Source organism: Pirellulales bacterium (assembly GCA_033762255.1).
Taxonomy (GTDB): Bacteria; Planctomycetota; Planctomycetia; order Pirellulales; family JALHPA01; genus JANRLT01.
Genome location: JANRLT010000027.1, coordinates 1 through 12,936, shown reverse-complemented (window position 1 = coordinate 12,936; position 12,936 = coordinate 1). Strand labels below are relative to the sequence as shown.

At 57.8% G+C, this 12,936-nt stretch carries 11 protein-coding genes; 8 read left to right on the top strand and 3 right to left on the bottom strand.

From position 1 onward, the window contains the following. Window positions 1–37 precede the first annotated feature (37 nt). The 7 genes from recO to lysA all read left to right on the top strand — a co-directional run bounded on the left by recO (window position 38) and on the right by lysA (window position 6,485). Window positions 38–820 (top strand): DNA repair protein RecO, encoded by a 783-nt coding sequence (recO, locus tag SFX18_07925; protein ID MDX1963066.1) that lies wholly within the window; start codon window positions 38–40, stop codon window positions 818–820. 254 nt (window positions 821–1,074) lie between these two features. Further along, the gene (gene bamD, locus SFX18_07920) at window positions 1,075–2,418 is read left to right on the top strand and encodes an outer membrane protein assembly factor BamD (GenBank protein ID MDX1963065.1); all 1,344 of its coding nucleotides are present in this window, start codon (window positions 1,075–1,077) and stop codon (window positions 2,416–2,418) included. Between the two features lie 99 nt (window positions 2,419–2,517). Continuing rightward, window positions 2,518–3,048: an LptE family protein gene (locus tag SFX18_07915; GenBank protein ID MDX1963064.1), complete on the top strand. Its 531-nt coding sequence runs from the start codon at window positions 2,518–2,520 to the stop codon at window positions 3,046–3,048. 148 nt (window positions 3,049–3,196) lie between these two features. Then, window positions 3,197–4,084: a dihydropteroate synthase gene (folP, locus tag SFX18_07910; protein MDX1963063.1), complete on the top strand. Its 888-nt coding sequence runs from the start codon at window positions 3,197–3,199 to the stop codon at window positions 4,082–4,084. Between the two features lie 114 nt (window positions 4,085–4,198). Next, the gene (locus SFX18_07905) at window positions 4,199–4,621 is read left to right on the top strand and encodes a secondary thiamine-phosphate synthase enzyme YjbQ (GenBank protein ID MDX1963062.1); all 423 of its coding nucleotides are present in this window, start codon (window positions 4,199–4,201) and stop codon (window positions 4,619–4,621) included. Between the two features lie 2 nt (window positions 4,622–4,623). Continuing rightward, window positions 4,624–5,067 (top strand): hypothetical protein, encoded by a 444-nt coding sequence (locus tag SFX18_07900; protein MDX1963061.1) that lies wholly within the window; start codon window positions 4,624–4,626, stop codon window positions 5,065–5,067. Between the two features lie 143 nt (window positions 5,068–5,210). Beyond that, on the top strand, window positions 5,211–6,485 hold the full coding sequence (lysA, locus tag SFX18_07895; protein MDX1963060.1) for a diaminopimelate decarboxylase: 1,275 nt from the start codon (window positions 5,211–5,213) through the stop codon (window positions 6,483–6,485). A gap of 489 nt (window positions 6,486–6,974) precedes the next feature. Here lysA and SFX18_07890 read toward each other — a convergent pair whose 3' ends face one another. Beyond that, window positions 6,975–7,847 (bottom strand): fumarylacetoacetate hydrolase family protein, encoded by an 873-nt coding sequence (locus SFX18_07890; protein MDX1963059.1) that lies wholly within the window; start codon window positions 7,845–7,847, stop codon window positions 6,975–6,977. 284 nt (window positions 7,848–8,131) lie between these two features. On the opposite strand from SFX18_07890, the gene SFX18_07885 reads away from it, so the two are divergent. Then, entirely contained in the window at window positions 8,132–10,417 is a 2,286-nt protein-coding gene (locus SFX18_07885; protein MDX1963058.1) for a diguanylate cyclase, read from the top strand. Between the two features lie 54 nt (window positions 10,418–10,471). Here the strand turns inward: SFX18_07885 and SFX18_07880 are convergent, their stop codons facing one another. Both SFX18_07880 and SFX18_07875 read right to left on the bottom strand, forming a co-directional pair. Continuing rightward, window positions 10,472–11,215 (bottom strand): amino acid ABC transporter ATP-binding protein, encoded by a 744-nt coding sequence (locus SFX18_07880; protein MDX1963057.1) that lies wholly within the window; start codon window positions 11,213–11,215, stop codon window positions 10,472–10,474. Window positions 11,216–11,373: 158 nt separating this feature from the next. Then, the coding region (locus SFX18_07875; GenBank protein MDX1963056.1) for an ABC transporter permease subunit at window positions 11,374–12,936 on the bottom strand (1,563 nt) is incomplete at its 5' end.

Below are 12,936 nucleotides of genomic sequence, written 5' to 3'. Positions count from 1 at the left end.
ATTGTAAATTTTTAATTCTTAATTTGTATTTCCCGCCATGTCCGCCGAAAAAGACCAAGCCCTGGTGCTGCGGTTTGTGGATTTTAGCGAATCCAGCGGCGTGGTCACGCTGCTAACGCGGGAATTTGGCAAGATTTCCACCCTGGCCAAGGGAGCACGCCGACCCAAGGGACCGTTTGAATCCGCTCTTGACCTACTGGCCCTTTGTCGCGTAGTGTTCCTCCGCAAATCGTCCGGCAATTTGGACTTATTAACCGAGGCCAAGCTAGAGCGCCGTTTTCGCCCCCCCGGGCGGGACCTGTCCCGCTTGTATGCCGGTTACTATATCGCCGAAATGTTGGACCGATTGACCGACGAATACGACCCCCACCCGCGACTGTTTGACACCAGTGTGGAAACCCTGGCCACACTAGCCCGACATCCGCGCGGACTGCCCGCGGCCTGGGTGTTGCGGTGGGAATTGGCCTTGTTGCGGGAATTAGGGCAGTTGCCCACGTTGGATCAGTGCGCCGAATGCGGCAACCCTTTGCCTCCCCAGTCCAGGCTAACCTATGGCGTGGCGGCAGGAGGCATGTTGTGCGCGGAATGCCGAATCGGCCAGCGGCAGTTGATTTCGGTGGCTCTGGGCGTGCCCGGGACGCTGGCGGAATTTGCCGCCAGCACCGATCCCGACCGGATCGGCGCCAGCGAAGATTGGCGGGATTGGACCATTCCGGCGGAACAGTGGGGCGAAGTGCGGGGCGTGATTAACCAGACTTTGTGGCAAATCCTGGGCGAACGGCCCCGCGTGCATGCGTACTTGGGCGGATTGACTCATTGAGAACCCACGGGATTGACAGGATGTGGTACGGGCTTTATCCCGTAAACCGGTGAGTATGTCATCCATGGAATATAAGTGAGAATGTTTGTGGGAAATTGAAGATGAATCGGGCCTTTGGCCTTGCCTATTTTGTTTTTTTCTAATCCTAGGGCGACGCTGCGCTTGCCCTAGGCTGGGCTAGGTCGGGCCGTTAGCCCGTTACGAAATACTACAACAGGCCCAAGGGGGGCGATGTGAGCCAAAGGAACAGCAACATGACAACAGTCTCCCCGCCAGCTTGGGTGGGAGCGCTGCTTTATGGGCTGGTATTGCCGCTGATAGCGGGGGGCTGCGCCAGTTGGCGCAAACCCCCGGTTGACCCTTTTGCGCAGCAAGCGGCCAAGGATCGCGCGGCAGAAAACGCCGCTCAGCAAGCGGCCCAAGCGGCAGTTGCCCGGCAACGCGGCCAGACGCTGTCGCGCGACACGGCGGTGCAGCCCGCCGCCTACAATGAGAATTCCGATTCCCAGGTGATCAGTTCCGAAATACGCCCGCCGGAAGCCGAGGGGTGGGAGCGCTTTAACGCCCAAAATTTAGGTAAAACCTTTAAAAAGGCCATGGGGCGTGGTCCGGATTTTAAAGTCGCCAAGCCCGCCTATGACGAGGGTCTGGCCCTGTTTGACCAAGCCACGGAATTGCTCAAGCAAAACAACGCGTCGGGAGCCCATGCCAAGTTTAAGGAGGCGGCGGCCAAATTTGCCATCGCCGCCGATCGCTGGCCCGAATCGGCCCTGGAGGAAGACGCCTTATTCATGCAGGCCGAGTCCTGCTTTTTTAGCGACCAATATGTCGCCGCCGAGGACAAATACCAGAATTTATTGGAAAAATTCACGAACTCCCGTTACCTGGACAAGGCCGTCCAGCGGCAGTTTAGCATCGCCCGCTTTTGGCAAGAGACTTCGCAGGCCAATCCCGTGTCGGAATACATGATTAACGTCACGGACAAATCCCGCCCCTGGTTTGACACCTACGGCAACGCCATTCGCGTCTACGAAAACATCCGCCTGAACGACCCCCGCGGCGTCCTGGCCGATGACGCCGTCATGGCCGCGGCCAACGCCCACTTTGTCAATGGGAAATTTGACGAGGCCGACCACCTGTATGGCGTCCTGCGGACCGATTACCCCAAAAGCGAGCATCAGCTCAACGCACATCTGCTGGGCCTGCAATGCAAGTTGAAGCTTTATCAGGGACCGGATTATGACATTAAATCCCTGCTAGAGGCGGATGAGCTGGCGGAGCAGACCCTTGTGAATTTTCCCGAAGAAACCCGGGATGAGCGCGATAATTTATTGCGGGTGCGGGCCGAGGCCATCGCCCAAAAAGCGCTGCGCGACTGGAATATCGCGCAGAAGTATGAAGAAGGGCAGTATTACCGCGCGGCGCGGTTTTACTATCAAAAGATACTCAAGGATTTTGCCGCCTCGCCCGCCGCGGCCAAGGCGCAGGAACGGCTGGCGGCGATCGAGGGATTGCCGGACAATCCACCGGACCGGTTTGGGTTTTTGGATTATGTATTCGGCCCCCCCAGCGGCAAGGCGGGCCAGCGACCGCGGTGAGCGAGTCAATGAAGAATTAAGAATGAAAAATTAAGAATGGAAAGAGTATTTCTCCACTCCTCCATTACTCCAAACTCCACTTCTCCCAATCCCACCCCCATGCCCGCCACGCGGATTGCCCTATTTGCGATCCTATTTGCCTGCTGCGGGCTAGCGTGCGGTTGCGCCACGTATCGCTTTGGCCAGTCGTCGCTCTTTCCCGCCGACGTCCAAACCGTCTATGTGCCAATGTTCGAATCCGACAGCTTTCGCCGTTATTTGGGCGAACGGTTGACCGAGGAGGTCTGCAAGCAAATCGAAACCAATACTCCTTATAAAGTGGTCAACGATCCCAACGCCGATAGCATCCTGCAGGGCCGAATTGTCAACGAAACCAAACGACTGGTGGTCAATAACCTCTTTGGCGACGCCCGCGAAACTGAAGTCAACTTTCAAGTGCTGGTCACTTGGGTGAATCGCCGGGGAGAAGTCCTGCGCGAGCAAACAATTCCCCTGCCCGCCGATTTAGTCGATCTGGGCCAAAGCGCGGAACTAATTCCCGAATATGGCCGCTCGATCGCCACCACCCAACAAGCCGTCATCGACAGCCTGGCCGCCCGGATCACGGGATTGATGGAGCGAGAGTGGTAAGGATCATTTGATAATAAAGTAATCAAAGTTATTGACTTTACACCAGGCGGTCATGTCATCAAAAATTGTTAATTGCTATACTAAGGGAATAGTGAACAACCTATCCGCGATTCGTGGATAAACATTTTTTAGTTCTTTATTGATTTCCATGCTTGCCGCCACGCATTGGCGTTTGCGTACCCGCACGTTGGATTTGACCGCTGGTCCGCTGGTCATGGGGATCGTCAATGTCACGCCCGACAGTTTTTCCGACGGGGGCCGGTATGTGGATGCCACACACGCGGTCGAGCACGCGCTAGGCTTAGTCGCCGCCGGAGCGGACATCCTGGACATTGGGGGTGAAAGCACCCGTCCCGCCGCCACGCCTGTCACCGCCGCCGAGGAACTGTCCCGCGTGCTGCCCGTGCTGCGGGAATTGCGCGACCGCGTGACGGTCCCCCTTTCCATCGATACCAGCAAAGCCCTAGTCGCCCGGGCGGCAATCGACCAAGGCGTGGAAATCATTAACGATGTCACGGGCTTGGCGGGGGATCCGGACATGCTCCCCCTGGCGGTGGCAACCAGCGTTGGCGTCTGCGCCATGCACATGCGCGGCACGCCCGCCACTATGCAAGACGACCCCCAATATATGGATGTCACGGCCGAAATTCACGACTATTTGCGGCAGCGGCGGGACGAGCTGTTGGCCGCGGGCGTCGCCTGGCAGCGAATCTGCCTGGATCCGGGAATCGGCTTTGGAAAAACGCATGGCCACAACATGACCCTCCTGCAAAACATGAGCCGTTTTCATGAACTGGGTTGTCCCCTCTTGGTGGGGCACTCGCGGAAGGGATTTATTAGCAAGGCCATCCGCCAGGATAGGGCTGTTCGGGGATTGCCCGCGGACGCCTCCTTGGTTAGCCTTGAGCAAGTGTTGGGAGGAACAATCGGCGTGGCTTGCGCGCTGGCCGCGGCGGGCGTGCAAATCATTCGCGTGCATGACGTGACGGAGGTCCGTGCGGCGCTCTTGCTGTATCAATCCCTGATGAAACACTAAAAATGAAGCACGAATCCCACTTATTAATAAATCGCCCCTAAAAAAAATAGCCTCAGACCACGCGTGGAAAAATTTAATCCTCCAAACTCCATTTCTCCAGACTCCATTCCTCCCATGTGGCTTCAACGCACGTTGCAACTTCCCGCGGCTCCCCGCGGTTTTCAGCTGATCACCCGCGACATTGTGGCCGCATTGCCGGAATTATCCCAAGTGGGGGTGGGTCTGTTGCATGTGCATATTTTGCACACCTCGGCTAGTTTGTGCATCAATGAAAACGCCGACCCGGACGTGCCACGCGACCTGGAAAGTTCCTTCAACCATCTGGCCAGCGAACAGTTTCCCTATGTTCATACCTGCGAAGGCCCCGACGATATGCCGGCCCATGTTAAAAGCGTGCTGATAGGCAACTCCGTGAGCGTGCCGATTGGCGGGGGAAAGCTGCAATTGGGGACCTGGCAGGGAATATTTTTGTGCGAGCATCGCAACCACGGCGGCCCGCGCTCGGTGGTGCTGACCATCCAGGGAGAAAGCCGCTAAAGATGCCACGGTTTGCCTTGCTGGAACATATCGGCACCCCCACCTACAAGCCCGGCGCGCATTATGATCTGCTGTTGGAAGCTGTCGCCGGCGACGGCATGTGGGCGTGGGAACTGACGTCTAATCCATGTGATTGCGGCGCTGGCCGACGGGAAAATATTCCGGCGCGGCGTCTACCGGACCATCGGACGCTGTATCTCGATTATGAAGGTCCTATTTCTGGCGACCGGGGAAACGTGCGGCGGATCGCGGCGGGTGAGTATCGGCTTTCTGATTCGGAAAGCGAAGATACGGCAGATTGGATTTCGATTGAGATTCTCGGTCCCGCGTGGCAAGCGCGGATTTGGCTGCCATTGGTTTTGACACCCGTGGATGATGTAGCCAGGGTAGCGCAGATTCTCAATCAATCCAACGAGGAGGCCAGCTTTTGCGATCCTGTAAAATAAAAACTATGACGTGAAATACGGGCCTCCCCGGGGGGTGACCACTGCCGCCAGAACCCCCTCTTCTGTTATATTAGCTCAAAGTGATTTTACCGCGCGGATTGCTCAAACGCCGCACTCGACGCACCTTCCATTAATTATCGCCCATGCCCGCCGTTGCCACCTTTTCTACCCGCCGCAGTGAGATTGCCGGTGTCCCCGTGCCAGATTTGGCCGCTAGTTTTGGCACACCATTGTATGTATATGACGCCGCCAAGATCATCGAGAGAATCAACGAGTTACGGGCTTTTGATGTGATACGCTACGCTCAAAAGGCTTGTTCCAACTTGGCCGTTTTGGATCTTGTGCGAAGGCATGGCGTGGTGGTCGACGCGGTGAGCGCGGGAGAAGTGCGGCGAGCCTTGGCCGCGGGATACCAGCCCCAGGGGGAGCCGCACCAAATTGTCTACACCGCGGATATCTTTGACCGAGAGTCGCTGGGATTGGTTCGCGAGTTGGGCCTACATGTTAATTGCGGATCGCCCGACATGCTTGACCAACTGGGAGAGGTTTGCCCGGGCAGCAATGTGACCTTGCGTATTAATCCGGGGTTTGGACATGGCCACAGCCAAAAGACCAACACCGGCGGAGAACAGTCAAAGCATGGCATTTGGCACGGCGAAATTACCGACTGTCTGCGGCGGGCGGATCGGCACAATATCGTGGTGACTGGCTTGCACATGCATATCGGGTCCGGGACCGATTTGGAACATCTTCGGCATGTCTGTGACGCCATGGACCAATGTGCCCGCGAGGTGGGCCGCACACTCACCACCATTAGTTGCGGTGGAGGGTTACCGGTGCCGTACCGCGCCGACCAGGGGTACATCGACCTGGCTACCTATTTTCAATTGTGGGACGCCACCCGGCGGCGATTGGAGGACGCCTTTGGCAAAAAACTCTCCCTGGAAATTGAGCCGGGGCGCTACTTGGTGGCGGAATCGGGCTATTTGGTCAGCGAAATCCGCGCGATCAAGCAGTCCGGCCAAAATTTGTTTTATTTATTGGACGCGGGGTTTAATAATCTGGCCCGCCCCATTCTATACGGCGCGTATCATCCCATGTCGATCTGCCCCGCGCCAGGCCGCGCATTAGGCCAAACAGAGCATCCCGTAGTTGTCGGTGGTCCGTTATGTGAATCGGGCGATATCTTTACCCAGGAGGATGGCGGGTTTGTCCGCAGCCGCCCCTTGCCCCCTGCTGCGATCGGCGATTATTTGATCTTGGAGGTGGCCGGGGCCTACGGTGCCGTGATGGGATCAAATTATAACGGCAAGCCCCTGGCCGCCGAGGTGCTCATCCACAACCAAGTCCCGCATCTGGTCCGGGCCCGCCAAACATTTGAGGATCTCATCAAGGGGGAAACCATCCCCGCGCTCTGATCCTGTCGCGTGGCCAACCCCCTGAATGTGTGCATGTGCCGATAAGTTCTAACGACTAGGTAAACAGTTTCTGTGTTTGCGGCAAGTAACCAGCTTGAGCGGAAATCCGCAAAGCGCGGCCTATTTTGTGCTAGCAAGCCCCGCAAACTAGGCGTGGTAGGGACTTACGGCAATTTCGACACAACAGCCAGAACTGGTGAATAGATTGCAGCCCGCGAAATCGCTGCGCCGATGATATTCGTGTCGGAAGGACTTTTGCGGGTGAGCGACAGGATGTCCCCCCGGGGCGAAAGTCTGCGACACCGACACAACTCGGAAGGGCGAGCCCGCACCGCTAGCAGTCGCGGCTCGTTTCAGGATAAAGCTTATGGCACGACGACGGACCGTCCTGCCATAAGCTTTTTTTATGGATATTTGGGCTTTTTCCACAGTTTGTGAACGATCTGTGATTAAGGCCAGTCGCTATGCCCAGCCGCGCTACTCGCCCTGCTAAACCCTGCCCTCCGCCGCGATGATGGGATTGGTTAGCACGCCCAATTTTTCTATTTCCACCTCGACCGTTTGGCCTGGCTGCAGATAGACCGGTGGCTGGCGGGCCACGCCCACGCCGGGGGGAGTGCCAGTAAAAATCAAATCGCCGGGGCACAGCGTGACCACCCGCGAGAGGTATTCGATTAAATATGGGAGGTTGAAAATGAGTTGCGCGGTGGTGGAATCTTGCATAGTGCGGCCATCCAAACGGCACTGGACGCGCAAGTTTTCAGGCGGTCCCACCTCGTCCGCGGTGACCAGTTCCGGCCCGCAGGGGGCAAACGTGTCAAACGACTTGCCCAATAGCCACTGCCCGCCGGGCTTTTGGGTTTGCCAATCGCGGGCGGAGACATCGTTACCGCAGCAGTACCCGGCGATATGGTCGTAGGCCCGCTCCCGGGGAATATCGCGTCCTCCCTGGCCGATCACCGCGACCAATTCGGCTTCATAATCGACTTTGTGTGAAGCAACCGGCAAAACAATTGGTTGGCCGGGAGCCACTAGCGCGGTGGGCAGTTTATTAAAAATGACCGGCTCGGGCGGGGGTTCTTTGCCGGTTTCACGCGCATGATCGGCGTAATTCAGCCCGATGCCAAAGATCTTTTGGGGATCGACAATCGGGGGCAAGAGTCGCACGCTGGATCTGGCCAAACCCGGCCCCGTGCGGATGGCCGCCGCGGCCCGCTCTAACAATGACGTTCCTCCCGCCAACAGTGCGCGTAAACCGCTAGGCAGACCGGGGTCGGCATTGGCCAAATCGACCAATTCCGCACCCCGCACGCCCGCCGCGCGGGGTTCTCCTTGGGCATCCAGGTATGTCACAAGACGCATGATAAATTTTCCAATATCGCAAAAGAGGTTTGCGTTCAATCGTGCCGCGGCCGTCGGATAAGCCCTACATCTGGTTTAAAGCTAACATTTCGTCCGTGGCGGCTCAACCGGCATGTCCCCCGGGCAAGCGCGTGATCCGCGCAATTGGTGAAATATGTCCCTGGAATCAGAAAAATCAGGCACAAAATGGGGTTAAAAAACGCAGCAAGTTGATGCCACACAAGGATAACCTAGATTTGATGTAACCGTGCCCCTCCCCAGCGATCATTTTGCAGGAATAGTTCGTGGCTGCTCCCTCCGCCCTTGATGTTGGCCCATCGCCGTCACCTGCGGCCCCAGAGCCGAATAGCGGCATTAGCGCTACCGGCGCGGCGGCGGAAGGGTCTTTTCCCGCGGCCGCGCGAATGGATCATTTATTGGCCGATGTGGCGGGCGCGCTGGCCGAGTTGGGAAATAGCGACACATCCACCCCGGCCCATTCAAGCGGGTCAACCCATCTGGCAAAGAGCCAAGCCGAATTAGTCGCCGCCCGGCTGGGGATGGCGGCCAGCCTGTTTACGGCGCTCCGCTGCAAGCATGCCGAAACAGCCGCGCACAGCGTGCGGGTCGCGTTATGTTGTTCGGCCTGGGGCCTGAGGCGCCGGTTGCCCGCGGAAGAGCAAACCCAACTGGAAATCGCCGCACTCTTGCACGATATCGGCAAGATTGGACTGCCGGACTCAATCCTGCTCAAGCCGGGACAACTGTCCGCGGAAGAACAAGCGGTGGTGGACCGGCACCGGTTGATGGGTGTCGAAATCATGTCCGCCAGCAGCGCGTCGTATGAATTGCTCGAGATTGCCAGCAATGTGCCCGCCTGGTATGACGGCACCCGCTTGAAGCTAGAGGGACAAGGTGGAGAATTGCCCCTGGCGGCGCGGATGATCGCCATCGTGGACGCCTATGACGCCATGGTCAATCCGCAAGTCTATCGCGGCGCATTCACCCACGAACGCGCCGTACAAGAGCTGCGCGCCTGGGCGGGCCGCCAGTTTGACCCGCGACTGGTGGCGGAATTTGTGGAATTGATGCCATTTGATCCGGACCCGCGGCGGGCCGGGGAAATCCACGGTTGGTTGAGCGAACTGGGCCCGCGTACGCTGGACACGCATTGGCAGCTTAACCATAACTTTTGCCGATGTGAATCCGCCAGTCCGACCATGCTGTTTCAGCAACGCTTGCTGGATAACATGTACGACGCGGTCATCTTTTTGGACACAAATTTGCAGGTCATGGTTTGGAATCGCGGGGCGGAGCGGTTGACGGGAATTTCCTCCGCGAGCGTCTATCAGCGCATTTACAGCCCGCAATTATTGCGCTTGCGGGATGAGGATGGCCGGGAAATACCCCCCGGGGGATGTCCCGTGGACATGGCGCTTAAATCGCGGGTGCAGTCGATGCGGCGATTGGTGATCCGCGGCCGCGGCGAAAAAAAGATATCGGTCAATATGCACACCATTCCCGTCCTGGATAATCATGGCGTGCTGTTCGGCGCGGCGGTGCTGCTGCATGACGCCTCCGGGGAAGTCACCCTGGAGGAGCAATGCCAGGCTTGGCAAGCTCGCGCCACCCGCGATCCCCTGACCCAATTGGCCAATCGCGCGGAATTTGAGCGCGCGTTTAAGGAACTGGTCAAGGAACACTTTGATCGCAGCCTCCCCTGCAGCGTCATTATCACCGATATCGACCGGTTCAAGTCCGTGAATGACACTTATGGCCATCAGGTCGGCGACCAGGTGCTGATCAGCTATGCGCAGGTGTTGCAAAATATTTCGCAAATGGGATATTTTGCCGCGCGCTACGGTGGAGAGGAATTTGTTATATTGTGCGCGGATTGCAATGCCCAATCCGCCGCCGCGCTGGCCGATCGGATACGGGTCATGTTAAGCGAAATACGCCAATCCGGCATGGGGGGCCGCGGAGTAACCGCCAGCTTTGGCGTGACTGAACTGCAGGCGGGGGATTCCCCCGAAATCATGCTTCGCCGGGCCGACCGCGCCCTCTACATGGCCAAGGAAGCGGGCCGCAACCGGGTTGTGCAGTTAGGCGTGGGCTTTGACCAGCCCGTTAGCGAACGCCGGGAGGTGGGTTGGTGGCGTTGGCTCTGGGGCTCTCCGGCCGCGACATTCCAGCGCAAGCTGATGACCACGGTCCCCCTGCCGATGACCATAGAAAAACTGCGGGGATTTATCTCCGATCATAAGGCCACGGTGCTTAACGCCAACGACAATCAAATCCGGCTCGAGGTCTCGACCACGCCGCAACAGTTGCGGCGGCGAACGGATCGGACCGAAGTGATGATCCTGGATCTCAATTTTACCGAAAAAGAGCTCCCCACGCCCGCCAGCGGGGACAAGCCCGCTCGTTTAATCAAGTGCACGCTGATCGACGTATCCGCGGCTCCCAAGTGGAATCGCAACCGCCGCCGCGATGATGTGGAAGAGTCCGCCAAACAAACCCTGGCCAGTATCAAGGCTTATTTGATCGCCAACGACGCGGATGAAGAACTGGAAATTAACGTAACCGCGTAAGCCCGTACGGCAGCAATATTTTCCACAAAAAAGTGGAATATCGACTTTTCCTGCTTAGTCCGCTAGTTCCCGGACAAACGCGGCGGTCCCCGCCTGCGTGGGATGTTCAAAGATTTGGTCCGGTGTCCCGCTTTCCAGGACCTTTCCCTCGGCAAAGACATGCACCGTCCCGGCCACCCGTCGGGCAAAATTCATCGCGTGCGTCACCACGATCATGGTTTGCCCCTCCTGGGCCAGATCCTGCATCACGGCCAGCACTTCGCCGGTCATTCGCGGATCGAGCGCGCTGGTCGGCTCGTCAAACAGGATAGCTTCGGGCCGCATGGCCAACGCCCGGGCAATGGCTACCCGCTGTTGCTGCCCTCCCGATAGTTGCTCTGGACGGTTATGGCACTTGTCCGCCAGGCCGACCCGCGCCAGCAAGTCCCGCCCGCGCTGCAATGCCGCCTCCCGCTCATCCCCCAGCACCATTTGCGGAGCAGCCGCCACATTCTCCAGTACGTTCATGTGGGGAAACAGATTGAATTGTTGAAAGACCATCCCCACCGTGCGGCGAATTCCCAGCAAAGTCGGTTGCGTCGACGCGGAGTGGCTGCCCGGCAGCAGTTGGCGTTCACCAATCCGCACGCTCCCCTGATCGAACGTTTCCAGCCCATTGAGGCAGCGGAGGAACGTGCTTTTACCGCCGCCGCTAGGTCCGATGATCGCGGCCACTTCGCCGGCACGCACCGACAAATCGATCCCCTTGAGGACATGCAAATGGCCGTGACGTTTGTGCAGGTCGGTGACTGTGATCATTATGAAGCAGACAACGGGAGATGGGCGAAAAGGGACAGTCAATCGGCAAGCGGTGGACATAAATCCGCTAGTCCACAGTTGGGGATTACGAAATAGTGATTAGTGACTGTCGTTGCTAGTCACTACACATGAATTTCTAATTTCCGAATTCTTCATTTTTAATTCTTATTTGCTCCCAATCTGGCCTCGCTCCACCGCGCCAAAAGCGACAGCGGATAGCTCATCAGCAGATACAAAATCGCCGTGATCGCCGCAAGTTCCATAAATGCTCCCGTGCTGTTGGCCTGAATGGTATACCGCTTGGTCAGTTCCATGATCGTAATCGCCGAGCAGACGCTGGTATCCTTAAAGAGCGCGATAAAGTCATTCGTGACCGGCGGTATGACAATCCGCATCGCCTGGGGCAGAATGATTCGCCAGATCGCCTGTTGACGGGTCAGGCCCAGGGCGAGTGCCGCTTCCATTTGGCCACGGGGAACGGACTGCAGTCCCGCGCGGTAAATTTCCGCCTCGTAGGCCGAGTAGTTCAGCGCCAGCCCGGCGATCCCCGCGACCAGAAAGTGCAAATTGATTCCTAGTTCGGGCAATAAAAAGAAAATGGCATAGAGCTGCAGCAGCAGCGGCGTGCCGCGAATGATCTCGACATACCAGGCACAGAGCCACGCCAGCCAGCGGGGACCGTACAGCCGCCCCAATGCCACCAAGACTCCCATAGCGATCGCCAGGGGCATGGACGCACAGGCCAAAAGCACTGTATAGCCCGCTCCTTCTAGCAAGAGCGGTAGATTCAAGCGGATGATATCCCACAAGCTTTGCGTGGCGGCGCTCGCGACGTGGGTCGTATCTCGCAGGACCAGCATCTGCGCCTTGCCCGACATGTCCCAGCGGTCATAGAGCGACTTTAGCTCTCCATTATTTAATAGGGCGTCCAGGGCTGCATTCACCGCTTTCAATAATCGATCTTCTCCCTGTTTGACCAGGATCACAAAGTACCCCTGTCCCACCGGCCGGCTGATAAACTTGACCTGGGTAAATCTGTCGGCATAATGCAGAGCTGCACAATCATCCAACAATGTCAAATCCAACAGTCCATCCTGGACTTTTTGAAGTGCATCGGTGTTTCCATCGAACTCGATGACGGTAATATAGTCCGCGTGGCTTTTCTGCAAATACTGGGCCGCCGCCGATCCCACCAAGACGCCAGCCGTGTACTTTTTGCCGCTGGCCTTGAGCTCTTCCCAACTGCTCTCCGCCAAGGACTTACGGGCCATGAGTTGCAGTCCATACATATAGTAAGGCCGCGAACAGAGATAATCCCGCTGACGATCCGGCGTCAATTCATAGCCATTCAGCACCAGGTCGATCTGATTATTTAGCATGAGCGGCAGATTGACCCATTGCCCCTGCTGAAAGACCGCCCGCAGTTCGCGCGGCGCCTGCTGTTGACGGCCGATTTCCTGGGCCAGCAGCCCCGCTAGCTCCACCTCAAACCCGATTTGTTTTCCCTGTTCATCGGGAAAGACGTACGGTCCACCCCCTTCTTGGTCTCCCCCCCAAACGATTGTTCCCCGGGCGAGCACCTCGGCCAGTTGATCGGCGGAGCAAACCGGTCCCCCCCCCCAGAGTCCGATCCCCAAGCACAATAATACCCAGATTCCGATTTTGCCCCCCCCGGCGCCGGGTGCCCCCGGGTGGCCCGCGGGCCGCGGGGTGGGGGGGGC